This window comes from Bacillus sp. FH (assembly GCF_052216825.1).
Taxonomy (GTDB): Bacteria; Bacillota; Bacilli; order Bacillales; family Bacillaceae_G; genus Bacillus_A; species Bacillus_A paranthracis.
Genome location: NZ_JBQOUU010000001.1, coordinates 15,093 through 39,936 on the forward strand (window position 1 = coordinate 15,093; position 24,844 = coordinate 39,936).

30 protein-coding genes are annotated in these 24,844 nt (G+C 33.1%); 7 read left to right on the forward strand and 23 right to left on the reverse strand.

Translation table 11 applies throughout. The features are described 5' to 3' along the window. Nucleotides 1–137: 137 nt before the first annotated feature. A complete protein-coding gene (secY, locus tag ACTT1L_RS00080; RefSeq protein WP_061130374.1) occupies nt 138–1,442 on the forward strand; it encodes a preprotein translocase subunit SecY in 1,305 nt (434 codons plus the stop codon). Between the two features lie 18 nt (nt 1,443–1,460). Here the strand turns inward: secY and ACTT1L_RS00085 are convergent, their stop codons facing one another. Then, nucleotides 1,461–2,492 (reverse strand): DnaA N-terminal domain-containing protein, encoded by a 1,032-nt coding sequence (locus ACTT1L_RS00085; RefSeq protein WP_076868632.1) that lies wholly within the window; start codon nt 2,490–2,492, stop codon nt 1,461–1,463. Between the two features lie 411 nt (nt 2,493–2,903). Between ACTT1L_RS00085 and ACTT1L_RS00090 the strand changes: the two genes are divergently transcribed. Then, entirely contained in the window at nt 2,904–3,767 is an 864-nt protein-coding gene (locus tag ACTT1L_RS00090; RefSeq protein ID WP_000136574.1) for an alpha/beta fold hydrolase, read from the forward strand. Between the two features lie 110 nt (nt 3,768–3,877). On the opposite strand, the gene ACTT1L_RS00095 is transcribed toward ACTT1L_RS00090, so the two are convergent. Continuing rightward, on the reverse strand, nt 3,878–4,213 hold the full coding sequence (locus tag ACTT1L_RS00095) for a hypothetical protein (RefSeq protein ID WP_001257754.1): 336 nt from the start codon (nt 4,211–4,213) through the stop codon (nt 3,878–3,880). A gap of 11 nt (nt 4,214–4,224) precedes the next feature. Beyond that, entirely contained in the window at nt 4,225–5,394 is a 1,170-nt protein-coding gene (locus ACTT1L_RS00100) for a ParM/StbA family protein (RefSeq protein ID WP_000025610.1), read from the reverse strand. 209 nt (nt 5,395–5,603) lie between these two features. On the opposite strand from ACTT1L_RS00100, the gene ACTT1L_RS00105 reads away from it, so the two are divergent. After that, entirely contained in the window at nt 5,604–6,008 is a 405-nt protein-coding gene (locus ACTT1L_RS00105; protein WP_001080322.1) for a hypothetical protein, read from the forward strand. Between the two features lie 44 nt (nt 6,009–6,052). Here ACTT1L_RS00105 and ACTT1L_RS00110 read toward each other — a convergent pair whose 3' ends face one another. The 7 genes from ACTT1L_RS00110 to sleB form a co-directional block, all read right to left on the reverse strand. Then, the gene (locus ACTT1L_RS00110; RefSeq protein ID WP_242231060.1) at nt 6,053–6,589 is read right to left on the reverse strand and encodes a DUF1697 domain-containing protein; all 537 of its coding nucleotides are present in this window, start codon (nt 6,587–6,589) and stop codon (nt 6,053–6,055) included. Nucleotides 6,590–6,605: 16 nt separating this feature from the next. Beyond that, on the reverse strand, nt 6,606–7,673 hold the full coding sequence (locus tag ACTT1L_RS00115) for an aromatic acid exporter family protein (protein ID WP_061130378.1): 1,068 nt from the start codon (nt 7,671–7,673) through the stop codon (nt 6,606–6,608). 108 nt (nt 7,674–7,781) lie between these two features. Then, nucleotides 7,782–8,279 carry a GNAT family N-acetyltransferase gene (locus ACTT1L_RS00120; protein WP_220779128.1) on the reverse strand — a complete coding sequence of 166 codons (498 nt, stop codon included), beginning with the start codon at nt 8,277–8,279 and terminating at the stop codon, nt 7,782–7,784. 25 nt (nt 8,280–8,304) lie between these two features. After that, the gene (locus ACTT1L_RS00125; protein WP_000976537.1) at nt 8,305–8,661 is read right to left on the reverse strand and encodes a hypothetical protein; all 357 of its coding nucleotides are present in this window, start codon (nt 8,659–8,661) and stop codon (nt 8,305–8,307) included. Nucleotides 8,662–8,773: 112 nt separating this feature from the next. After that, on the reverse strand, nt 8,774–9,370 hold the full coding sequence (locus tag ACTT1L_RS00130) for a YhcN/YlaJ family sporulation lipoprotein (protein WP_000698002.1): 597 nt from the start codon (nt 9,368–9,370) through the stop codon (nt 8,774–8,776). A gap of 26 nt (nt 9,371–9,396) precedes the next feature. Continuing rightward, complete coding sequence (gene ypeB, locus ACTT1L_RS00135; protein WP_000943712.1) at nt 9,397–10,737, reverse strand: germination protein YpeB; 1,341 nt, start codon at nt 10,735–10,737, stop codon at nt 9,397–9,399. Between the two features lie 15 nt (nt 10,738–10,752). Then, nucleotides 10,753–11,532: a spore cortex-lytic enzyme gene (gene sleB, locus ACTT1L_RS00140; RefSeq protein ID WP_001249053.1), complete on the reverse strand. Its 780-nt coding sequence runs from the start codon at nt 11,530–11,532 to the stop codon at nt 10,753–10,755. 143 nt (nt 11,533–11,675) lie between these two features. On the opposite strand from sleB, the gene ACTT1L_RS00145 reads away from it, so the two are divergent. Next, complete coding sequence (locus ACTT1L_RS00145; RefSeq protein ID WP_076874553.1) at nt 11,676–12,008, forward strand: DUF3889 domain-containing protein; 333 nt, start codon at nt 11,676–11,678, stop codon at nt 12,006–12,008. Nucleotides 12,009–12,120: 112 nt separating this feature from the next. Here the strand turns inward: ACTT1L_RS00145 and ACTT1L_RS00150 are convergent, their stop codons facing one another. From ACTT1L_RS00150 to kynU, 4 genes are all read right to left on the reverse strand, one after another. Then, the gene (locus ACTT1L_RS00150; RefSeq protein WP_071741724.1) at nt 12,121–13,038 is read right to left on the reverse strand and encodes a serine hydrolase domain-containing protein; all 918 of its coding nucleotides are present in this window, start codon (nt 13,036–13,038) and stop codon (nt 12,121–12,123) included. Nucleotides 13,039–13,155: 117 nt separating this feature from the next. After that, a complete protein-coding gene (kynA, locus tag ACTT1L_RS00155) occupies nt 13,156–13,995 on the reverse strand; it encodes a tryptophan 2,3-dioxygenase (protein ID WP_000661965.1) in 840 nt (279 codons plus the stop codon). 33 nt (nt 13,996–14,028) lie between these two features. Then, the gene (gene kynB, locus ACTT1L_RS00160; RefSeq protein WP_000858056.1) at nt 14,029–14,658 is read right to left on the reverse strand and encodes an arylformamidase; all 630 of its coding nucleotides are present in this window, start codon (nt 14,656–14,658) and stop codon (nt 14,029–14,031) included. Between the two features lie 2 nt (nt 14,659–14,660). Continuing rightward, nucleotides 14,661–15,947, reverse strand: coding sequence for a kynureninase (kynU, locus tag ACTT1L_RS00165; protein ID WP_442821706.1), 1,287 nt, complete (start codon nt 15,945–15,947; stop codon nt 14,661–14,663). 159 nt (nt 15,948–16,106) lie between these two features. Here kynU and ACTT1L_RS00170 point away from each other — a divergent pair, with 159 nt between their 5' ends. Beyond that, nucleotides 16,107–16,718, forward strand: coding sequence for a TetR/AcrR family transcriptional regulator (locus tag ACTT1L_RS00170; RefSeq protein WP_000799603.1), 612 nt, complete (start codon nt 16,107–16,109; stop codon nt 16,716–16,718). A 35-nt stretch (nt 16,719–16,753) separates the two neighbouring features. Here ACTT1L_RS00170 and ACTT1L_RS00175 read toward each other — a convergent pair whose 3' ends face one another. Next, nucleotides 16,754–17,191 (reverse strand): NUDIX hydrolase, encoded by a 438-nt coding sequence (locus tag ACTT1L_RS00175; RefSeq protein ID WP_000062940.1) that lies wholly within the window; start codon nt 17,189–17,191, stop codon nt 16,754–16,756. A 96-nt stretch (nt 17,192–17,287) separates the two neighbouring features. On the opposite strand from ACTT1L_RS00175, the gene ACTT1L_RS00180 reads away from it, so the two are divergent. Next, nucleotides 17,288–18,091, forward strand: coding sequence for an arylamine N-acetyltransferase (locus tag ACTT1L_RS00180; protein ID WP_061130384.1), 804 nt, complete (start codon nt 17,288–17,290; stop codon nt 18,089–18,091). A gap of 27 nt (nt 18,092–18,118) precedes the next feature. Here the strand turns inward: ACTT1L_RS00180 and ACTT1L_RS00185 are convergent, their stop codons facing one another. The 7 genes from ACTT1L_RS00185 to ACTT1L_RS00215 all read right to left on the reverse strand — a co-directional run bounded on the left by ACTT1L_RS00185 (nt 18,119) and on the right by ACTT1L_RS00215 (nt 23,295). Beyond that, nucleotides 18,119–18,577, reverse strand: coding sequence for an SRPBCC family protein (locus tag ACTT1L_RS00185; RefSeq protein WP_000006421.1), 459 nt, complete (start codon nt 18,575–18,577; stop codon nt 18,119–18,121). A 115-nt stretch (nt 18,578–18,692) separates the two neighbouring features. Beyond that, entirely contained in the window at nt 18,693–18,932 is a 240-nt protein-coding gene (locus tag ACTT1L_RS00190; RefSeq protein ID WP_001080078.1) for a DUF3953 domain-containing protein, read from the reverse strand. A gap of 136 nt (nt 18,933–19,068) precedes the next feature. After that, nucleotides 19,069–19,326, reverse strand: coding sequence for a DUF3977 family protein (locus tag ACTT1L_RS00195; RefSeq protein WP_000873859.1), 258 nt, complete (start codon nt 19,324–19,326; stop codon nt 19,069–19,071). 112 nt (nt 19,327–19,438) lie between these two features. After that, a complete protein-coding gene (locus ACTT1L_RS00200) occupies nt 19,439–21,289 on the reverse strand; it encodes a sigma-54-dependent Fis family transcriptional regulator (protein ID WP_061130385.1) in 1,851 nt (616 codons plus the stop codon). Between the two features lie 314 nt (nt 21,290–21,603). After that, entirely contained in the window at nt 21,604–21,942 is a 339-nt protein-coding gene (locus ACTT1L_RS00205; protein ID WP_000499967.1) for an NIPSNAP family protein, read from the reverse strand. Nucleotides 21,943–21,969: 27 nt separating this feature from the next. Beyond that, nucleotides 21,970–22,512, reverse strand: a complete 543-nt coding sequence (locus ACTT1L_RS00210) for a GNAT family N-acetyltransferase (RefSeq protein ID WP_061130386.1) — start codon at nt 22,510–22,512, stop codon at nt 21,970–21,972. Nucleotides 22,513–22,524: 12 nt separating this feature from the next. Continuing rightward, the gene (locus tag ACTT1L_RS00215) at nt 22,525–23,295 is read right to left on the reverse strand and encodes a DeoR/GlpR family DNA-binding transcription regulator (protein WP_000493625.1); all 771 of its coding nucleotides are present in this window, start codon (nt 23,293–23,295) and stop codon (nt 22,525–22,527) included. A gap of 251 nt (nt 23,296–23,546) precedes the next feature. On the opposite strand from ACTT1L_RS00215, the gene ACTT1L_RS00220 reads away from it, so the two are divergent. Beyond that, nucleotides 23,547–24,038, forward strand: a complete 492-nt coding sequence (locus ACTT1L_RS00220; RefSeq protein ID WP_000838798.1) for a hypothetical protein — start codon at nt 23,547–23,549, stop codon at nt 24,036–24,038. Between the two features lie 45 nt (nt 24,039–24,083). On the opposite strand, the gene ACTT1L_RS00225 is transcribed toward ACTT1L_RS00220, so the two are convergent. Beyond that, a complete protein-coding gene (locus ACTT1L_RS00225) occupies nt 24,084–24,743 on the reverse strand; it encodes a DUF4085 family protein (RefSeq protein WP_086708225.1) in 660 nt (219 codons plus the stop codon). Nucleotides 24,744–24,844: the final 101 nt, after the last annotated feature.

Sequence of the window (24,844 nt, forward strand, 5' to 3'; positions counted from 1 at the left end):
ATTTTTATATCCGTGAAAACTACAAAATGTATAAAATTCCATTTGTCAAATGAATTTAATGCGGAAGGAGGTTTGTGGTTACTTCATCGGGATATAATAATCAGTTTTAAACTGATAAAAATATAGGAGGCGATATAATGTTTCGTACGATTTCAAATTTCATGAGAGTAGCTGAGATAAGAAGGAAAATCCTTTTTACATTAGCGATGTTAATCGTTTTTCGAATTGGCACGTTTATTCCAGTTCCTCATACTAACGCAGAGGTATTAAAAGTACAAGATCAAGCTAACGTTTTAGGTATGCTAAACGTATTTGGCGGAGGAGCATTGCAACACTTCTCAATCTTTGCTGTAGGTATTACACCATATATTACAGCTTCCATTATAGTACAATTACTACAAATGGACGTCATACCAAAATTTTCGGAATGGGCAAAGCAAGGAGAAATGGGCCGTAAGAAATCAGCTCAATTTACTCGATACTTTACAATCATTCTCGCATTCATACAAGCCATTGGGATGTCTTATGGCTTTAATAATATAGCAGGTGGACAATTAATAACAGATCAAAGCTGGACTACATACTTATTTATTGCAACAGTTTTAACTGCAGGTACTGCATTTTTACTTTGGTTAGGTGAACAAATTACCGCTAATGGAGTAGGTAATGGTATTTCGATGCTTATCTTCGCAGGACTTGTAGCAGCGATTCCAAATGTTGCGAATCAAATTTATTTACAACAATTTCAAAATGCAGGCGATCAATTATTCATGCACATCATAAAAATGGTCTTAATTGGTCTTATAATTTTAGCGATAGTTGTTGGCGTTATTTACATACAACAAGCGGTGCGTAAAATACCGATTCAATATGCAAAAGCTGTTTCAGGAAACAATCAATATCAAGGAGCAAAAAACACTCATTTACCTCTAAAAGTAAATAGTGCTGGTGTAATTCCAGTCATCTTTGCTTCCGCATTTTTAATGACGCCGCGTACAATTGCGCAGCTCTTCCCTGATTCAAGCGTATCAAAATGGTTAGTTGCAAACCTTGATTTCGCACATCCAATTGGAATGACACTTTATGTCGGTCTTATCGTTGCTTTCACATACTTCTATGCATTTATTCAAGTAAATCCTGAACAAATGGCAGAGAATTTGAAAAAGCAAAATGGATATGTACCTGGTATTCGTCCTGGTAAATCAACAGAACAATATGTAACGAAAATTTTATACCGTTTAACATTTATCGGTGCAATTTTCTTAGGTGCAATTTCAATTTTACCGCTTGTATTCACAAAGATTGCTACATTACCACCTTCTGCACAAATTGGTGGTACAAGCTTACTGATCATTGTCGGTGTGGCACTTGAAACAATGAAAACGTTAGAAAGTCAGCTTGTAAAACGTCATTATAAAGGGTTTATAAAAAAAGCGAATTAAGTAAAAAAACACAGTTGGTTATTTTTCCAACTGTGTTTTTAATTCTACTGCATCTAATTTTTCTACTAATGTACCAATGATCTTTTCCAAGTTCATTATTTTTTCTTCTAGGGCTCGAATGCGTTTATTGCTCTCGTCTACATCATTATATTTTAAACTGTTATTGGATACTTTGAACTGCTCCCCTAATTCGGAAGTGATATCTTTAATAGTTGATTTTCCAGCATTATCTAGTGCATTTGTATTTGATTTTAATTCAAATTGAAGCTCATATGTATTTCCAGTTAACTCTTTAGCTATTTGCGAAATTAAATCTTTATAAGACTTTTTAACCCACTCTTGTTGGAATTCGTTTTCAAAATAAATGATTAATGAATCTTCATTTATTCTAGCTGTCGTTTCTTTGACCCAAGTTTCATATGACGGTCTCGAAATTTTTAATTGCATTTTATCTTTTATTTTATTCCAAATTGTTTTTGATTCCTCTTGTCCGGAAGTACGTTGATTATTTTGCACGTGATGGATCTGTGCTTTAGAAGTAGCGCTTGATCCTATTTCGAACCAAATTTGATATTCTTCATCAGTAAGTTTCTGTACGGTACTTGAAATTATATTTTTATACTCACCTTCAAGCAAATCACGATGAAACGCATCTTCACAAAAGATTATTACTTTATTATCTTTTATCGTAGCGTTTGTATTTCTAATCCATGTCATAAATGTTTTCTCTGCTATTTTAGGTCTTAATGCTTTCTTTACTTCATCCCAGCTACTAAGCTTTTCTTTTTGGACATCTTTCAAGTTAGATGGTTCGCCATTACATAGATCAAACTGAATTTCAAAAGTCGTATTAAACATTTCTCTTAATGTATTAAATACTAATTCTTTATAATGAGATTCTAACCAGTCACGTGCAAATTCATTTGGACAATAAATTGTTAATATATCATCCTCTAAATAAACAGTAGTATTCGTAAACCAAGTTTCATATGATGGTTTTGAAATTTGCGGTCGAATTTTTTCCTTTACTTCAGTCCAATTTATTTTCATAATAACTCCCCTCTTCTTACAGATCTCTTTCATATAGCTTAATAATATTACGCCTTTCCAATAAATAAAGTCAATCCGTATCATGAATAAAATGAAACATGTTTATATTCACTCAAAATATAAGCTTCTCTAACGCCTTCTTCATTTTAATACCTCGTTATTCTTAACAACTGGTTTTAAAACTTTCATTCTTCAACACTACTATATTGATCTATAACAATTGCTTTCATGTCCTCTCCCTTGCTGTTTATTTTAATAACATACAATTATTTCTCAAAATTTTTCCCCTTAAATTATCATAAACTTATTTTTGGGGGTAATTACGCAAAAAACAAAGCAAATCTAACACACAACTTAGAGTCATTCAAAATTTTATGTTTAATTACATTCAAAAGAAATGGAGAGAACTCTATGACTGAAAAGATATTTAAAATAAACGAGATTGATATATGTACAGAAAGCTTTGGAAACCCTAAAAATCCAGCTATTTTATTAATTATGGGTGCTACGTGTTCAATGGTTTATTGGGATGAAGAATTTTGTGAACAGTTGGCTAACACGGGGAAATTTGTTATTCGTTTTGATAACCGTGATGTGGGACGCTCTGTCGCATATGAACCTGGAACTTCTAATTATTCCGTTACGGATATGGCTGAAGATGCAATTGGGGTACTAGATGCTTATCATATTGACAAAGCGCATCTATTTGGTATGTCTTTAGGCGGTATGATCGCTCAAATTGCTGCTGTAAAACATCCCGAAAGAATATTAACATTAACATTACTAGCTACAAGTGTGATAGGCTCTGACAATAACACACGTGACTTACCCCCGATGGATGAAAGAATTTTAACACATCACGCAAATGGCACGCATTTAGATTGGACAAATGAAAATATTGTAGCAGAATATTTAGTTTCAGGGTCCCGTCTATTATGCGGGTCCAAACGCACATTTGATGAAAAAAGAGTCTATAATCAAGTAAAACAAGAAATTGAACGAGCTAACAATTTATTAAGCATGTTTAATCACGCTTTACTTCAAGGCGATGATGCATATGAAGGGGTGCTTCACTCCATACAAGCACCTACATTAGTCATTCACGGAACAGACGATACCGCACTCCCTTTTGAACATGGTCTCGCACTTATCGATGAGATTCCTAACTCAGCTCTATTAACTCTTGAAGGCGCTGGACATGAGATTCATCCTGATGACTGGGAAGACATCATTCATACTGTTACTGAACATACAGCTAAAATAATAGAAAAATAATGAATAGGAGGGGCACGCCGCAATTTGTGTCCCCCCTATCTTTACATGTAAAAACGCCCATCACTGTATCCGTATGTATAGTGATGGGCAATACTTATATTTTTCTATGTTTAAAAAAACGGACAATCTAATTGATCAACAGCTTCCCATGATTTTTTTTTTATATTATCGGTGGATTTATTTGCTTCTAGTGGTAAGCTTTTAAAAGGATTAACTTCTACTTTTAATAAAGATGATGGCTCAACGTATAACGAGAAAACATGGCTACTTGGTATAGCTTTTGACACATCAATATCTCCTACTTGTTTAAAAAGTTGCTGCGCTGCAAAGAAAAAGAAGTTGGTTGGATTTGATTGTTTATTCAGCCATGCAAGCATTTCAGGTGATACTGACTTATGAATATTAATTTTTACTCGGTCACCACGTTTATATCGCCTAGATCGCATACTTCCACCAACTAACTTATTGTTAAGTTTGTAAATCCTAACTCTTTTTGCTTATGCTCTCTATATTTTGGCGAACAAGTGTAGACTAATAACCCACGTGCATTTGTAAATAATGGATTATCTACAAAGATTACATTTGTTAAACGCCCTTTTTGTTTTAAAATCATTTTCAGGCTATTTTTTATGATAACTGCGCCCCCGCCATAAATAAAAACATATGGATCGTCTTTCATATCATCAATTTTGTTAATAATATCCGTTGCAACGCGCGCTGCTAAACCTAATAGTGCTGGTTGTGATTCCTCAACTAATAATGCATTTCTAGGGTGTTTATCATTTAAATAAATTTGATTGAATTCTGTAATACTATCAATTGTCTTTGTTGGATACTTCCGGTTCCATCTCGTAATAATTTGTAGTAACGTTTCTTTCACACCGTACGATAAACCCTTACTTAGTTGTGGTCTAAAGTTTACACCTAGTGAAACGACTTCTTCTGTCGTTCCTGCACCAATATCAAAAGATAATAATGTTTTATCAACAAAATCAATTTCTGACACTTTATTTTGTTCACATTCTATTTTATGTTTTACAACATTTCCTTCTTCATCATATACAATGCCCCACGTCCCAGAAGCACCCTCAGGTAGGCATTTGCAATATTCGATGGAAATATTAATTGTAACATCACGTCCGTTTGGATAATGGAACACAACCTTATGATTCCCCATATAACGTTTCGCATTTTCCGCCGCTATTTCTTGTGTAATAAGCTGCATAGGGAGAGCAACAGATAAATCATATCGAATGTTAATATGGCTAGAAGTTGGACTTTGACGCATAGCACTTACGGCTAAACCAGATAGAATCGTAATAACCATTAACTCATCAGTTGACTTATTCGATTTCTTCTCAACCTCAGTACCTTTTAATTGATCTTGAATGACTTTTTCTCCAACGATATACCGCACATTATTTAACATTAACGATGGAGAACTAATGGTCACGTCAATGTGATTTTCTAATTCAGATAATGAAACATCTTCCTCATCTAAAAGTCCTGTAGGCTCTCCTATATATAAAGCATATATACTCGGAATAAAAATAGGATCTTGCCCTTTCACCATTAACTTCAAACCATTATTTCCTGCATCAGCACCAGCTTTTAAAAGAATAGACATAACTACCCCCTAAATTAATCTGACATCCCTTCCAAATATATGCGAGCCCATTCTTTTACATTCAAATGTAATGTAATTTTTTATTAATCATAAAAACAAAATATCATATTCTCGCCTCTATATGTAAAAAGTATTTGACATGAAACTTTTCCAATTTTATACTATAGTTGTAAAGAGTTTTTTACAACAGTGGAGGTGCCATTTTTCATATGAATCGCAAAAAATTCATTTTAATAACAATCGTTTTATCATTACTTGGAGTGCTTATACACGGGGCTTATAAATACATCGCTGAAGGTGCGATTTTAGGTGGAACAATTTTCACAAGCGCTTTAATACTTAGCTACCTTATCAATCATATTACATGGGGAGATCCTCACGGTGTATCAGAAGAAAGTCAAGATGAAATGGGACAACAAATTACATATAAAAGCTCTAAAATTGCATATTTTACGCTCGTAGTTGTAATGTTCCTTATATTACTCTTCTCTGAAGGGTTTTCTATGGGAGCTAATTTAAATGGGGTTAAAAACTTCCCTCTTTTTATTGCACTGTGCTCTTCATTCTTTATTCACCCTATTGTCGAGCTTATAGTCGCAAAACAATATAAATAAAAAGATGAGATTTTCTTTATACAGAAAATCTCATCTTTTTATATTTACATCCCCTCAACTATCACTTTTAATTTATTCACAGTCCGCCAATTTCTTACTGTAGCTGGTGTATGCAACTTCTGAAACTGGTTCATTAATTTAGAGTTTCGAATGCTATTTTTGAAAAATAAATACACAACTTTTTCATGAATACAACAATCTTCAATCTCATTTTTTTGCATAAGTAGCTGATCTTTTTCTGTTTTAGAAAGTTCATGTGCTAAGAAGGCAATATGTATACTTTCGCCTTCTCGCAATGAATTGACTTCATAGGGGCATCTTTTTGTAATGTTTATAAATTCCTCATGTGTTCTTAACATAACCGGAACATCAAAACCAAAAACGTTTTTAATTTCAGATTGTATTCGTTTGTTTAGAAAATCAATATCTTTTTCAGATTCGAACACGATATTCCCACTTTGAATATATGTTTTCACTTGTTTCAACCCTATTGATTCAAACGCTTGTTTTAAATCAGCCATTTTGATTATCTTATGCCCGCCTACATTGATTCCTCTTAGTAATGCAATATAAATTGTCATATCAATCCTCCGCATTTTAATGAACTGAGCAATTAAGTTGATTTTCACTCTCATATTTCTCGAATATTTGTTTTAATTCCTCTAACATATCATGTATAGATAATATCTCAAATAAAATGATAGATTCACTTGAAAAATGATGATGATATTGATTCGGTTTACAATGTGCTAAATCATTTTTATTAATCCAAAATTGCTTATCTAATTCATCAATCAGTTTAAAATGTTCCTCATCTATTTTTTCACAATGATTTCTTAATATAGAAATTATAGAATGAATTGTTCGTCGTAAAATTTCTTTTTCATTTTGTGACCAATCACATGTTTCAATTGGTGCTCGAGCTAAATTATCTATATGATAAATAATTTGCTGTAATAAATGAAGTTGCTTTTGTACAAGTAAAAAGCTTCTCATTTCTTTTTTTGTATGTCGATGGTATTTCCAATCTTTTTGCTCATATTGAACAAATTGTACTGCTTTATGTAATAATACAGTTAATTTAGAAAGAGTATAGGTTGTCTCCTTTTTTATAACTTTCCCATCCATTAACGCAGTAAGCCATTCCTCCATAACATTTGCCGTTTTAACAAATAGCTCTTCTGTACATCCCGAAATTGTTTTAACATAGTGTGGTGGTAAGATGAAAAAATTCACTAAAGTAGACACTATAATACCAGTAGATGTAGTAGCTAATCGAATTAAAAATGCAGTAAAATAATGATCTGCCGTAATGGGAATCATTGCAACAGCAGTTAAAGTTGCGACTAACGTTCCTGCGTGTAGCCTTAGTTTTTGACATGTAACGATTGTAAACATTGCCGCTAACGCATAAGAAAGCGCCTGATGACCTAGGAAAAATGTGAAAGTCATTGCATACGCTGATCCAATTGTTGAAGCTGGAAAACGAACTAGTCCTTTTTTTATAGAATCCGTTGCGGTTGGCTCAATTGTTACAATTGCTGTAATAACAGCAAAAATAGTTGGTATATTGAAAAATTCGCAAACTAGAACTGTAAGAAAAACCGCAATTCCTGTCTTTATCACCCTTCCACCAATAATATTCCATTTTCTAACTTGATTCATTTGTATTTCCTTCATTTCTATTTCGTTTATTTATATATTTTACAACATATATTGTTCCAAATAAAAAAACTTACTACTTTACTATGCAAGAGTAAGTTTTTCTTCTCATTATTGTATGATAGGTAAATGCATTATAATTTGTTGACCAATTGGTCCCATTCTTCTAAGTCCTTTATCTTGGAAACCAACTTTTTCATATAAATTTTGTGCTGGAATATTTTTTTCATTCACAGCAAGTACAACTTCATTTTTCATCGGAAAATAACGTTGTACAAACGCTTGTAATAGTGCCAGTGATTTTTTAGCGTATCCCTTCCTTTGTCTATTGTGATTTATAGAAAATGAAGTTAAAAGTAAAGCGTTCTCATTTTCTGTGAATTCCTGTACTCTATCTCCTGTTTGCAATGCAAAAAGACCAACAGGTACCCCATTGTAATCTAAAATAACAATGACATTTTTTGTACGATCATTTTTTGCTTTTTTCAATAATTCAGCTGGGTCCGACGTAAATTGAACTTGTTCACTTGGTAAAGTAAATGTTTCTATAACTTCTTTATATTCCTCTTTATACGGAACTAATTGAATCTCCCCTGTATGTATGTTCATGATAAACTCTCCCATTTTTTACTTATTAACTTAAACCTTGCTGCACTTTAGAATGTACTTTGCCATCTAAAAATGTAATTTCAACTAATGCAGTTGGATTGCTTCCCTTCCAAGCAAAAATTTGCTTAATTTGTGTAGAATGTTCCACCCCTTCTTCTATGAGTAAATCCCCTTCAAAACCAATTAAATCTTTCACTTCTTTATAAGTCATTCCTTCATTTATATTGGAGAAATGATTTATATTGATAGATTTTTTCTTTTGATTTTCCATCACAGTAGAAGAAGTCGCTGTGTGCTTTTTTACTTCTTTCTTCTGTTCACACGCTGTCATACTGAAACCTAAGCATAAACTACATAATATTAATGTGCTTTTTTTCATCATAACAGTTGTCCCTCCCATCATAATTAAACCATATATTCCCTTAAAAATAAACTGAATATTTAATATTATATTGAAAAACCCTGTACAATTTAGTACAGGGTTACTGTTAAATTTATTTATTTAAATGATTATTTGATTGGTCATTCTGTTCTTTTCTCAGTTCTTGCTCTTCATCTTTTGGTAATTGTTTATCATTATCTTGAATTGGATTCGTTTCTTTATTTTCAATCATGTCATTTGGAACTTGTGGCATTACACGGCCAACAATTGCTGCTAACTCATCCAGTATACCTTCGCCTGTTTTTCCTTTTTTAATTTGCTTTCCAATTTGTTTCAGTCGTTCATACGTATCAACATCTGCTACAACAACTGCATTAGCACCATCAGGATCGTTTTTCAAACTTTCTGCAACAGAGTATTTAATGGATTCAACACGTGTTCGATCTAGTTTCGCTTTTACATCAATTCCTACGATAGCATATTTCCCAACTACTACCGCTGTCGCATCATTCACACCTGGCACACTTGCCGCTAAAGACGCTAAATGGTCCGCTGCTTTTTCATTTGGCTTATTTGACTTATTTGTATAATTAACATTTTTCATTGAAACATTTTTTTGCTCGGGCTTTTCGTTTGGATTATCCTTTTTTCCAATACTGCATCCAGTTATTAAAAAACAAACCATCAACATATATATTAAAATCTTCATTATTCTCACCACTTTACCATTAAAGTTTAATCATAAATTTTTTCAACAGCTTGCATTTTCTTCACTTTTTCTTCTGCTCCGCTATTTGCATTGATGAAAATTTGGTACGTATCTTTCCCTAAAGTACCTACAAATTCATAGCAAAGTACTTCGTTATGCAAATCGTTTACTACCATTGCTTTTCGCTCTTCCATTACCTTTACATCAGGGTTTATTTTCTTTCTTGCTTCTGCTGCAGTTAGCTTTGCCGAAGGGATTGTTCGTTTTTGATGTGATGCTAAATATTCTTTCGCCGAAAATCCGACGATAGAACCGTCATCTAAAGCAATTTTCATTTGAATTGCCTCTGGATAAATTCGTACGCCATTCTCATTTACTACATACGTAAATACTCCAACATTATCATATTGTGAGCTATCATAAAGCTCCATATTATGAAACTTATGGTCCTTTAAGAATTTCAAACCTTTACTTCCTGCATCGTTTAAACTAATTTTCTGTTCTTTAATTTCTCGATTATTCATAACCCAAATTGGATATCCGCCTTTTCCGGTAATATCCATATAAAACTCATTATTCGTTGCCTCGTCTTTAATTTTCACACTATAGAAAGATTCTTTCGCACCTTTTCCGCTTTTCTCGACTTCTACTTTTTCATTTCCTTTTAAATTTAAAAACGATTTTGCAATTTTCGCCGCTTCATCTTTTGAAATTGCTTTTCCTTCTGCTGCAAATCCACCTTTTTTATTTTTTTGTGCACTTGTAAAGGTCGGTCCGAAGTTTGTAGATGAATACGATGTTACATTTTTTTCTACTGTCTTTAATCCGTCAATAATTGTATTGTCTGCAGGATCACGATTTGATGCGAGTGCCATCTCAACATCCATCCAGCGTAAATTGTTTTTCAAAACAAGATGTTGCACTTTTCTTAGTTCATCTTGTATATTCCCTGCATTGGAATATAAAGTTTGCAACGTTTTGTATTCTTGATCATTTAATGGTTCTTTTTCTAAATCACGAATGGCTGCACGGTAACTAAAATCACCGATATTCGCTAAAAATTCTTCCGTTTTATTAAAAGGCATTAATGTTAAAGGAAGTTGTCCTACATCCGAACGAGCTTCCGATGTTAATCTCCATACATCTGCTAATGCAGGCGATAAAGATGCGCGCGAATTCATCGCAAGCGTTGTTCCAATTTTATCGTGCAATAAATCAACCTCATATGCTAAATCATGAAACGCACGTTGATAACTGTTTTCTGCCCGAATTAATACTGCATTTTTCTCTTGATGCTCTTTATAGCCCCAGTATCCTGTCCCAACTACACCAACTGTTAATAATACGATTATAATACCTCGTAACATAGTTCCACCTCCGCTCTATTTACAGAAAATATGTTTCCCGATCTTTTTAATTTGTGGACGAGTCCAAATCCATTTACTTGTTGCAGTATCTGGATTGAAATAATACAATGCGTTTCCTGTTGGATCCCATCCATTAATTGCATCTAATACAGCTTTTTTCGCTGTTTCATTTGGTGTTAAATATATTTGTCCGTCTGCTACCGCTGTAAATGCTCTTGGCTCAAAGATTACACCTGAAACAGTATTTGGAAATGATGCACTTGTAACACGATTTAAAATAACTGCAGCGACTGCAACTTGTCCTAAGTACGGCTCCCCACGAGACTCTCCATATACTGCGTTTGCCATGAGCTGTATATCATTTTGAGAATAACCATTTGGAACATTTGTCCCTTTATTTTGAGGTGGTTTATTTTCTTGTGCAGTACCTCCACTATTTCCTTTATTCGTTGTCGTTCCTTTATTAGCAGTTGACTTATCATACTTCGTTGCCTTCACGAGCATTTGCTTCGTTTTAGCTCCGGCTAAACCATCAACAGGTAAACCAAATTTCTCTTGAAAATTCCGAAGTGCCCAGTATGTACCCCATCCGAAAACACCATCTACTTTTCCCGTATAAAATCCGTTATATTTCAAACGAGATTGCAGTTCAATGACATCTTCACCAGATGCTCCCCTTTGAATGACTTGATTAGAAAAGGCTTCTACATTCTTTAGTTGTATACTACTGACCATCAAAGATAGTCCTATGAACGCAAGTAAAACCGCTATTTTAAAAATAGCTTTTTGGCGCATAATTTTCCCTCCTTAATTATGTAAATGATTTCTTGGTTATGTTTTGTAAAAGCCTCGCTTTTATGTAAAGAAGACAAAAAAATCCAAACTCATATCGTTGAAAAAATATGTAAACAATATAAAAAAGGTAAAAGGAGTTCATCATGAAAAAATTGTTAAAACGTATCGCACTCGTCATTCTATTCCTAACTACATGTTCAAATGTATATACAAGCTCATCAATTGTTCATGCGCAGCCGCCGTATGCAAAATGGGGGAAACTTGCTGTAGAAAAGACGAAAGAACAATACCCGAAAGCTGATATAATTGATTATCTTCATATAGGTAGAAAACCGAAAACCGTTCAAATAACAGTTGAAAAATTTAAATTATGGTTACGTGAAGATGGAAAAGAATACGGTGTTTTTGTTGATGTAGAATTTGAAACGAAGACGGAGAAATTTATTAAGGTGTCATTTCAGAAGACGAGTAGATAAAATGAAAACCTCACTGTTTATAATATAAACAGTGAGGTTTTCATTTCTAAATTACTTTCAATTGTGAAGAAATGAAACAATTGAACTGGATTAAATGGATTTACTTGTGCCCTTACTGAAAATTACAATTCTCTTGTATATGTTCAATAAATAATTTTAATGGAACAAGTCCACGTTTAGGCATATGACTACTTATTACAGCAGCTACCTCTAACTGCGGAATGATAACGATATATTGCCCGCCATATCCCATAGCAAAATACATACAGTACGGTATGTGAAATCTTTCGTTATTCAATACCCACCAGTGATATCCATACGCCCCGACATGTTCATACGTTTCAAATAGAGGTGTACTTGATTCTTCTAACCATTTCGATGATACAATTTCATTCCCCTGCCAATATCCATTTTGTAAACATAATATTCCTAGCTTTAATAAGTCTTTTGACTTCATTTTCATACCGAAGCCGCCGACATGTATTCCTTGTGGGTCTTGTTGCCACTCATATTCGGTAATTTCTAATAGATCAAATACATATTTTTTCGCAAACTGTTCTGTCGGCATTCCAGTAGCTTTTTTGATAATGTAACTAAGTAAATGCGAAGAGCCTGAGTTATAATTCATTTTTGTAGCGGGTTCTTCAATTATTGGTTTTTCTAATATATATTGCACCCAGTTCGCTGATTCTACAAAGTCATTCGGGAATACTACTCCATTTCCAAACTCTTTCCACTCCTCACCAGTAGTCATTGTTAATAAGTGATAAAGCGTCAAATCATGTTTTCCCTCAGGTACATTTTCAATCCACTCTGTAATGGGTGTATGTATATCATTTATATAGCCTTTATCAATTGCAATACCTATTAATATAGATACAATGCTTTTTGTAATCGAATTTATTTTATATAAATTACTTGCACATTCAGGTGTTTTATAATACTCAGTTGTTAATTCCCCTTTTTGATAAACAAGAAATGTATTTACTTTTTTCTTTTCAAATTTATTTTCTAGCTGCCTGAAATCCAATACTTTACCTCCAATTAAATCATTACCTAATTTATTATATCTTGTAGCTTTAATTAAAACATACTTGTGTTCAAATAAAAAACAAACCTGCCAGTAATGAACTGACAGGTTTGTTTTTTATAATTTTGTGCGAACATTCCAAAGCTCTGGGAAGAATCGTTGATCAAGTACTCGTTTTAAATAAGATACACCTGAAGAGCCACCTGTTCCCATTTTATGTCCGATAATGCGTTCTACTGTTTTCATATGACGGAAACGCCATTGTTGTAGCCAATCTTCAATATCAATTAATTTTTCAGCAAGTTGGTATAAATCCCAATATTTTTTTACATCCGCATACACTTCAAGCCATGCCGCTTCTACTGTTGCGTCTTCTTCATAAGGCTGCGTAATATCACGATTCAACACATCTTTATGAATAGGAAATCCTTCTTTTACAAGTGCTTGAATTGCGACATCATATAAACTTGGTGCATGTAGCGCCGTATGAAGTCGAGCGTGTAATTCTGGATCTTTTTCATAAATTTTTAAGGCATGCGGCGTTTTATAACCAAGCGCATACTCAATCATACGATATTGATACGATTGAAAACCTGAAGCTTGACCGAGCGAGTCACGAAACTCAATGTACTCTGACGGCGTTAATGTCGCAAGAATATCCCAAGATTGAATGATTTGTGATTGAATTTTTGATACACGTGCTAACATTTTAAAAGCTGGTTGTAATTTGTCTTGTTTAATAGATTCAATTGCTGCGTTTAACTCATGTAAAATAAGCTTCATCCAAAGTTCGCTTGCTTGGTGAATAACGATAAACAACATTTCATCATGGTGGTCTGATAATCTCTTTTGAGAAGATAGTAAACTATCTAATTGTAAATATTCCCCGTACGTCATATTCTCTTTAAAGTCCGTATGAATCCCTTTTTCCATAATTACCTTTTCATTTTCTTTCATATTAGCAAAACGCCCCTTTATATATATTTCTACTTATATTGGTCTAATAACTGCTCGAACTGGACTTCCATCTGCATCTGATAAGGCAAGTGGTAATGCGATTAGTTCGTAATCGCCATCTGCTACATGATCTAGTACGACATTTTCTAAAATGTGTATACCATGTTTAAACAATTGATGATGCGCTGCTAATTCTTTATCATCTAATGGATCAACTGATGGTACATCCACCCCGATTAAACGTATACCTTTTTCTGAAAGAAACGGTGCTATATCCGCACGTAAATGCGGGATTATATCTGGGAATTCATTCGCTTTACCATGTGAAGATGTGCGTAACAACAAGCGTTCTACGCCTTCTAAATGAAATTTCTCTAATTCCTTTTTCCCAATGCTTTCAAGATTAGAAACGTCAATGATTCGCGTAGGTCCGACATAAACTTGGATATCTAAATCTAACACTTTCTTTCCATCATTATCAAAATGAAACGGTGCATCAATATGAGTACCTGTATGAATACTCATCGTTAACTTTCCGACATTTACTGAGCCACTCTCTTCTTTTGACCATGATACTTCATACGAGAACGGTGTATCCCCTGGCCAAGTAGCAATATCATTATTTAGCGGTTGTGAAATATCAATCCACTCTGATGTTTTCATACTTATGCCACAACCTCTCGCTTATTTTCAAATTGCTTATACTCTTCATCTTTCATGATTTTCTTTAAAATCATAACAGACTGCCATACTTCTTCGTACGTATTATATAAAGCAACTGGCGCAAGTCTCACTCCATTTGGCGCTCTAAAATCTGGAATTACTCCATTTGCTTTTAACGCTTTACATATACGTGCTGCTTCTGCATGCTCTAAATAAATATGCCCGCCTCGTTTTTCATCCTCAAATGGATTTCCAATTGTAAATCCGAAATTTTTTAATTCATGATCAATCAAATTAAGCATGTATCTTGTAATATGTAATGATTTTTCGCGTAAACGTTCTATACCAGCATCTTTAAATATTTCAAGAGAACCGATTAAAGGTGCAGTACTTAATACGTGTGGTGTACCAATTTGATAAGCACCTGCATGATCAGCAGCTGTTAATGTATGTTCCATATCAAACTGCTTATCTTTTCTAGAACTAAACCAACCTGATAATCCAGGAAGTCTATTAAAATGCTTTTTATTCACATAAAGCCCTGCAACGCCACCAGGTCCCGCATTTAAGTATTTATAATTACACCAAATCGCGAAATCAACATCCCACTTTTTGAAATGATGCGGAATAGAACCGATTGAGTGACATAAATCGAACCCGATATGAATACCACGCTTATGCGCTTCCGCTGTTAAACGTTTCATATCAAGAATTTGGCCGCTTCTATATAGTACAGAAGGTAATAAAATTAACGCGATATCATCTGTCATTGCATGAATAATATCATCTTCAGAAAGTGTTCTACCATCTCGGCTCTTTACTCGTACTAAATGCTCATCTGGATCTAATCCTTTTAAACGAATTTGACTTTGAAGTGCATATATATCAGACGGGAATGTTAACTCATCCGCAAGAATTTTTGTGCGAATTCCTTTCGGCTCATAGAAAGTTGCGATTACTTGATGAATATTTGTTGTCGTGGAACCGGTTACAATAGTTTCTTCTGGTAAAGCTCCAATAAGAGGTGCAGTCAATTCACCTAATTTCTCCGAAAGGAAAAACCACGGATGCTCACCCTCGGTCCAGCCGTCAATGCCATACTCTTTCCATGAATCTAGCAAAGTAAGTAATGATTTCTCTGCTCTTTTTGAAAGTAGCCCTAATGAGTTTCCATCTAAATATATTGTTCCTTCTTTTTTATAAAATTCAGTTTGAAAATCTTTCAGTTCATCATGTTTATCACATTCAAGCGCATACTCATAAGTTGGTTGAAATGGTTCTGTATACATGGTGTCACCTTCTCTTAATTTTCTTTTTATTCTAACTAATTGAAATATATCACCTTAGTTGATATAACGTCAATGATATTATGTCAGTTGACTTTATATATGAATTTCTTTTACAATACAGTTATATTTTCAGATATTTCAGTATAAAGAGGTGATTCTTTGAAAAACACTACTCTTTCATCAAGAAAACACCGCTCCTTAGAAACAAAGAAGAAACTATTACACTCTGGTTACACTATTTTTATTCGTAACGGATTTCAAAAAACGACAATTACACAAATTATTAAACATGCAGAAACTGGTTATGGCACGGCATATGTATACTTTAAAAACAAAGATGATCTCCTCATCGTTTTAATGGAAGATGTTATGAATCAATTTTATGATATTGCTGAGCGCTCTTTTTCGCCTCAAACGACAGAAGAAGCACGTATAATGATTCAAAATCAAGTTAAAGCATTTCTACAATTAGCAGAGAAAGAACGAGCAATTTTACAAGTTGTAGAAGAAGCAATTGGGTTATCAAAAGAGATACGTCAAAAATGGGACGAGATACGGGAACGCTTTATAAACAGTATTACGCAAGATATTACATACTCTCAAGAAGGTGGGTTAGCACATTCTGAATTGAATAAAGAAATTGTAGCACGTGCTTGGTTTGCGATGAATGAGATGTTTCTTTGGACGATTGTGCAAAATGATAAAAAGATCGACCTAGAAGAAATTGTGCATACATTGACGAAAATGTATACGACTGGTTTATATAAATAGCACACCTTCAATACATAAGGTGTGCTATTTTACATCTATAAAAATATATTATTTGGGTATGGTAGCGCTAAAGAAGGCTTTTCAGATAATGAGAAATATTGTAGTTTTAAAGATTCACCATCTATTGATTTTAGTTTTCCACTAGTAATTTCACATTCAAACACAACAACAATATATTCTACTTGATCGCCATTCGGATATGTATGGCGATACTCTTTTCCTCCAAACACCCCTTTTTGTTTTTTTACTTGCACTTTCAATCCTGTTTCTTCCCACACTTCACGAACTACCGCTTCTTCTGGAGTTTCTCCAGGCTCAATTGCTCCAGCTGGCAAGCTCCAGTATTCTCCACCAGGATATTGAAATAAGATTTCCCCTTGCTCATTTTTAATAACAGCAGCTACACTCGGTATAAAAATTAGTTCATGACCTAATTGCTCACGGATTTGTTTATAATATAGCGACATCGACATATAATTCTCTCCCACTCTATTAATAAATAACTGTATTTTCTGATATCTATTGTATAATAATACCAAAAACGATTTCTATATAGAAAGGATCAGAAAATGTCTCAAGAAAAACTAGTAAATAGCTTTCTATCATTTTTAGGTATGACAAAACAGCCTACTAGCTTAAAGTTTTTAAATGAGCTTATTAAAGCTCATCAAGAAAAAATAAAATGGGAAACCCTCACTAAAATAATTGACTGGGAAAAGGGTAATGAAACAGGTAATTATTTCCCTTCCATTGAGACATACATAAACCATATTACAACAAAAGGTCTCGGGGGTACTTGTTGGACGCACTCAATTGGATTCCATTGGTTATTATCAAATCTTGGTTTTAATGTTCATTATATGTATATGGATCCCGGACATTTATGCTTACGGGTTAACTTAGACCAACCTTATTATGTTGATGTTGGTTATTGTGCACCTTTATTCCAAGCTTACCCACTTTATGAATCATTTCAAGTAAGTAATGTAAGAGAAACTTTCACTTATGAAGTCTCAAATAATAGGATTAAAATTACTAGAGATCCAGGTCCAACAAAAATCTTACATACAGATCCAATACATTTATCAAGTATGAAAGAACTCATTACAAAGTCTAACGATTGGTATACATCCCCTGTATTAAAGAAAATTCAGATTTTCGGTTATATCGATGGTATTCCAACTTCTATTAATGATAATGTTTTAAAACGATATTTCCAAGGTAAGAAAAGAGAACAAATCATTACATCTTCTGAACTTAATTATTGGATAACAGAAAGATTTTGTGTTGATAAAGAAATATATGAAAGAGCTATTGAGATTTTCAATAAAAAATCTTCAAACAGTAAAAGCGTTACTCACGAGATTGAGTAACGCTTTTACCTTAATATATTTTTAATCTTAATCTTCTTTCTGATAAGCAGCTTCTACACATTCTGCTAGACGCTCAATTTGTTCCATAGTTAAACCTCGTGAAATCCAGCCTGTTAACTTATACATAATTTTATAGTAAAGATTACTAGGTTCATATTCTGAAATTAATGTAAGTGCTGTACCCTCCTCATCTTCTTCTAACATATAAGTCATTGCCGAATAACCTTGCTTCATTTCACTGCCAAGTGAAATAATATAGGGTGCATCGTATTCAAGAATTTCTACTTCTGCCTCCAATATTTTCTTACCGACTTTTTGAACAGTAATATATTTATCTCCTACACGTGGATTTTCTTTATCCATATTTGAAGGATAGCGATTTTCTATTATAAACGTATTCCATTCTTTTATTTTTTCATCTTCTATTATGTAGTCACATACAACATCCATTGGTGCTTTTATTACTATTTCTATTGCAAAACTCATTATACTGCCCCTCTCAAATACCCTATCCATTTCTATTTTAACTAAATCATTATGCCATATTTTATATAGTGAAATACAAGTAGAATTTTAATTTTTTATTAATTTAAAAACTTATTCATACAAAATATTTTATTAAAGATACAACAATTAAAAACAAAGCCACAAGTAATAAAGCTATCCCTATACTTCTATTTTCTTTTTCGTTATTTTTTAAATTTTGCACCCCTAAGCTAACTAATATAAACCCTAAAAGCGTTTGTAAAATTAGCATACTCATTTCCGAAGTATCATTCCAACTATAAATGGAATACCCCATTATAATAATTGCAAGTAAAACCGTTACGATCCTATTCATACGAAAATCCCTCCTTTTTAAAAAGAAACCGCTAAGTTTCCTTAGCGGTTTTATTAACAATTTATATTTAGTAAAAGTGCTTTTCATGAATTTGATATAATTCAAAAGAATTTCCTGTCCAATATAACTACGCATGTTAGCCCACTTTTTCTTTATCCAGTCTACTTACAATTCCAACTATAAATTTATATTCAATCCTCCTCTTCTTAACTTTTTTAAACCCTTCTTTCGTATCAAAAATTAAACACGTTTTTCGAAACCACACTCGTACATATAAAGACTCAAAATAAATAGGTTTTATAATTCCTCGTTCTTCAAATTCAGTTCCATCTTTATTTTCAGTTTCTGTTCGAACGAACCACGTATTCCCAATACCAATTTCAATATATTTCACCTAAGTCCTCCTTCCGGAAATTAATTTCTAACTATTCTATTATTTCCCCGGTAAGCGCACATTCCGACAGAACATGAGCCCACAAAGAAAAAGTAGATTACAAAAATCTACTTTATAACTTATATTTTTGCATTCGTTTATAAAATGTACTTCGAGGTACATCTAAAAGTTTTGCAGCTAATGAAACATTTCCATTTGTCTTTTCTAACGCTTCAATCATGCTATCACGCTGTATTTTTTCACGGAAATTTAATGTGTTCTCTGTTTTATTTTCTGCTTGCAATGCAAGTTGATGTTGATTTCCCATCATTGTTTGTAATAAAAAAGAGATTTGTTTTTCACATATTTCTCGTCCTTGCGACAAAATGTAGATGCGTTCTAATACATTTAATAATTCTCGAATATTTCCGGGCCATGTATGCTGATAAAATTGATTACAAATACTTTTTGGAAATACAACATTCCAATTCTTTCGTTTGCAAAAATGTTTTATGAAGTACGGAATATCCTCTTTTCTTTCTATTAACGATGGGACATATAGTGGATAAACATGTAAGCGATAATATAAATCTTGACGGAATTTCCCTTCTTCTACTAATCGCAATAGATCTTTATGTGTCGCAGTAATAATACGAATATTTACTGGTATCTCTTTTGAACTGCCAATTGGGTTTACTGTTCGTTCTTGTAAAACACGCAATAATGCTACTTGCATCTCTGGTGGCACTTCACCAATTTCATCTAAAAATATTGTTCCTCCGTCTGCTTGTTCGAATTTCCCTTTATATCCTTGGCGCCGTGCACCTGTAAACGCTCCTTCAGCATAACCGAACAATTCACTTTCCATTAATTCTTTCGGTAATGAACCGCAGTTAACAGCTATAAAAGGACCATTTTTTCTTGGACTATTTTCATGAATCGCTCTCGCTACATATTCTTTTCCTACACCTGTTTCACCACAAACATATACACTTGCGTCAGTTGGTGATACAAGCTTAATTTCTTCTAAAGTATGTTGAAATGCACTGCTTGTCCCAATTACTCCAGGAAAAGTGATGCCATTTATAAATGGGGACGTTGAAAATGATTTTACTTGTTTATTTCCCTTTACATAAATACATTTCCCAATCATTCTATTATTACTGTATAATGGAACTTCTAATTTAGTTTTCAATCCATAGTGCATTAAATCTTCAAGTTTCATCCGTGACCAATTACATACTCGTTCCCGAACCCTCTTGCTTGCAGAAACGATAACATCACGATGATTACAAATTACAACTTGTTCATCACTATCAATTACATCTAAAAAACGATGGATTAACTGCAGTTCATTTTGATGTACTCGAATACTACATTCACGTTCAATCGCATGTGCAATCGAAGTTACCATACCGAGCATATATGGATGCGAAAACTCAATCGGACAAGAGAAATCTAGAACGCCTATTAATTTCCCATCATCATTATGAATAGGAGCGGCCGCACAGCTCCAGCTATGAGATGCGACAGAATAATGCTCTGTACCACTTATCATAATAGCCTCTTCAATCTCAAGCGCTGTTCCTATCGCATTTGTACCAACAGCAGCTTCCGTCCATTTCACACCTTCAATGAAATTAATCTGTTTCGCTCGTTGCAACGTTTGTTTATTTCCACTTAACGATAGAACGTAACCGTCTGGATCAATTAATAATGCCATCATTTGCAGTTCATCAATGGTTTTTCTCATATTTTGTATTTGAGGTATTGCTATATCTAGGAAGATTTCACTCTTTTTCTTTTGGTCTTGAAAAATATTAGAAGACAAAATTTTCTGACCTTTATTCATATGAGGATTCACATTTGCTTGTTTACATCGATGCCATGATTCTGAAATTCTTTCGTTTATACGGTTCGAATCAAGGACACCTTCATCAACAAACTTTTTCCATGTATGTAAGTAAAACGGTGAAGCTAGCATTGTATCATCTCCCTATTCATTATTTTGGAGATTTGTAAAAACATACTTTTATTATAAAACTGAATAAAAGCGTTTTCAACAAAACTAGAAAGACGACACAAATATGTTAATAATTTGAATATCTTAATGCACTTCTTTATTCTTTTTTAGTAGCACTATATTTTGTATAATGGAAGCAAAGAAAATACATAACCAAAACCACTTTTGTGGATTTCCATTTATAAAGAAAACACTCACGGCTATTGCAAATAAAATTGTGGATGCTACACTAAAATATAATTTTGTTTTCATTCCCATTATCCCTCACCTCTCTATCACTTTACAGTACACACTAACTCTTCATTTTTCATCTCTACTATGTACTCCTGTAAAACATATTCTCTTCCGCCATGTTTTTCATACCATTCATGTATTCTTCTAGCATGTTTCTCGTCATTTCTAATCTTTGATTCTATTTCTTTATACTGTTCATAACTATCATATTCCCATATGGCAAACACTTCGGTCGTACCATTCTTATTATCTTTCATCCAGCGTCCTATTAGCCTAGAGCCATGCTTTAACTGATTAGGTAAGTTCGTATGATTGAAATGATCATTAAAAATTTTAATAAATTCATTTTTTACTATATAGTACTTTCTTCTATAAAACATACATTTCCACCTCTTTAATGAACAGACTCAAATACACCTTCCCATTACAACCGTATTATAATACTTCCCATCCGACAGCCTTTTATCATTTTTTAAAATACCTTCTACTTCAAAACCTAATTTTTTATATAGCTGAATGGCTTTTTCGTTTGTCTCTAATACTTGTAATGATATCTTTTTAATCTCATTTTCATCAGCCCAATGAATAGATTGTTGCAATAACCTCTTACCCATTCCATATCCCCAAAACTCTTTTAAAATACAAACGCCAAATTCTACTTTATGAGATAACCTCTTCAGATTTGAACCTTCGCACCTTGAAAATCCAACGATTCGGTTGTGCACTTCTGCAACTAAAAACAGATTCTTACTCTCTTCACTATCTGTTTTTATTATTTTTTGAAACCCTATCTTATCTATAAATCCCTCTCCAGCTTCTCTATCCATATTTTCAGTTTCTCCATCGATCTGAACTCTAATTTCCGACAACTGTTCCGCATCTGTTTCAGCTGCAGAACGAACTGTATAAACTAATCCATTTATGTGAAACTCTTGCCCTTTTATAATCATTTCAAACTCCTTTTAAATGCAGTCTATTGATGCTATTACAATTTCTTTACCTTGTTTCTCAAATTCTTGAATTGTTTCTTTACTAGCCTCCGAATCTGTTATTATAATGTCAATTTCAATCAGTGACTCTCCTTTTATAAAGTAGTCTATTCCAAGTTTATTGTGAGGAGCTAAACAAATATTTCTTCTAGCAATCTTACTTACTGTTTTACTAAAAAAAGCAACTTCCGGCGTTGCAGTACTTATACCGTTTAATGAAATGCCACCACCTGTAGAGAAATTAAGATCAATAGAAAATCTACTTATCAACTCTGAGGCAAGTGTATCTGTCATATTTCCTGATGGTTTCACCTTTCCACCAATTAAGTACGTATCAATGTTCTTATATTCCCGTAACGTACTAGCAATTTCTAAAGCATTCGTAACAACTGTAAATGATGTTTCAGGTAAATATTTTAACATGGCATAATGAATAGAAGCTCCACCAATAAAAACGGAATCTCCTTCTTGTATATAAGAAGCTGCGATTTTTGCAATTGCGTCTTCATATACAGAACCATTACTATAACGTTTCAATGGCTTGGTAGCTAAATTCCGTACTCTAGCAAGTTCAATTGCTCCTCCATGTGTTCTTTTTAACAAGCCATCCTTCTCCATAATAGACAAATCTCTTCTTATAGAATCGATAGACATATCGAAACTTTCCGCAAGATCCTTTGCAATGACCCTTCCATTTTTCTTAAGTAACTCTAAAATTTTCTCTCTACGCTCTTCAGTAAACATGTTCTCACCACTATCATTTAATATCCAGAAAATTTATTCATCTTTTAATTATATGCATGTTTTTTCTATTTTACAATATTTTCAATACTTCTTTATTCAGCTCTATACAGGTTTTCTCCCTTTTTCTATCCCATTAAATTAACAACTAAATAAATGCATATTTGCATATTTCACAATTATACTTCCATTCATCCTTCTATTAATGTAAAATTATTCCTATATTTTACTTTTTAACACAGAAAGGAATTACTATGAAATCTTTAATGAAAGTAACTTGTACAGCATTATTATTTACAGGGATAATGGCAGGATGTAGTGGAAATGCTACACCAAAACAAGAAAAAAGCGCTCTAGCAAAAAATGCAATGCACTATGGGGAAATCTTTAAAAACGAATACTATAGAGCAACTGTTGAAAATGCTAAATTTGAAAAAATAGACAAAGAGTGGCGTCTCACAGCTCGCGTTACTATAAATAATGCTCGTGTTGACGGACAAACGATAGATCTTTCAGAAATAAAATATTTCATAAAAGATGAAAAAACGGGTAAAAAATACAAAGGTGAAGTTATACAAAATGAAAATGCTAAAAAGGTTCCATCTGAGTTTTCTTTAACTACCGACATTGTATTTAATATGAAAGATTCTCCAAAAGATTTAAATAATATGTATTTATACATAGATAGCAAAGCTGCGCCATTAACAGATACATATTGGAAGCTGGATCATTTAGTATCTAAATAAAAAACAGTCATATAAGACTGTTTTTTATTTATAGAGTTATAAAGTTTAATAGTTATCTATTTCCAGCAATACATTTTTTGCACAAATCATCACTTCTTCAAATGGACAATCAAATAAAACCCCTAGTTCAAAACCATCTTCAGCAAAATCTATTTCATGACATAACCACCAAGCACCTTCAAAATTTTCCGGGATAGAACATTTCGTTACTCCTATAAAAGTTGCTTGTAGTTTATCAAATTCACTGAAAGTACCACTGCAATCTAAAGTTATAATTAGCGTAGCTTCTGATTTTTTCTCCACTGATTTGACTACACTGTCATGTAGTGAGTATTCATGTAGTTGAACGACATTCTGCGCGAGCTTTTCTTTTATAGAATTATAATTATCTATATAGGCTTGCTCTAAATCATTCATTCTTTTCTCATAATCTTTTGTCCACTCAAGCATAAGTCTCTTTAATTTTTCCGTTGGGTATTCTGAATTAATTGTATTGTCATGAATGTATGGATGCAGTGATTTAGGGAGGAACTTTAATAAATCTTCTTTCTTTTCTTCCACGTCTTCTCTTAAACTTTGCTTATAATCCATTCCTACCTTTTCGCTCTCTCGCAACATCTCTTCCCATTCTTCTACTGTTTCTGGGAAATTTAAAAAACCAGATACTTGCATTTCTTTATACCAATCTTTATTAAAATACTTCAAAGACTTTCCCCCTAAAACATTTTAAGATCCAACAAAATCGATATATCTATTTATTATATCATTCTAATAACTATTTTTTCTAAAGAAAAAATGCAAAACTG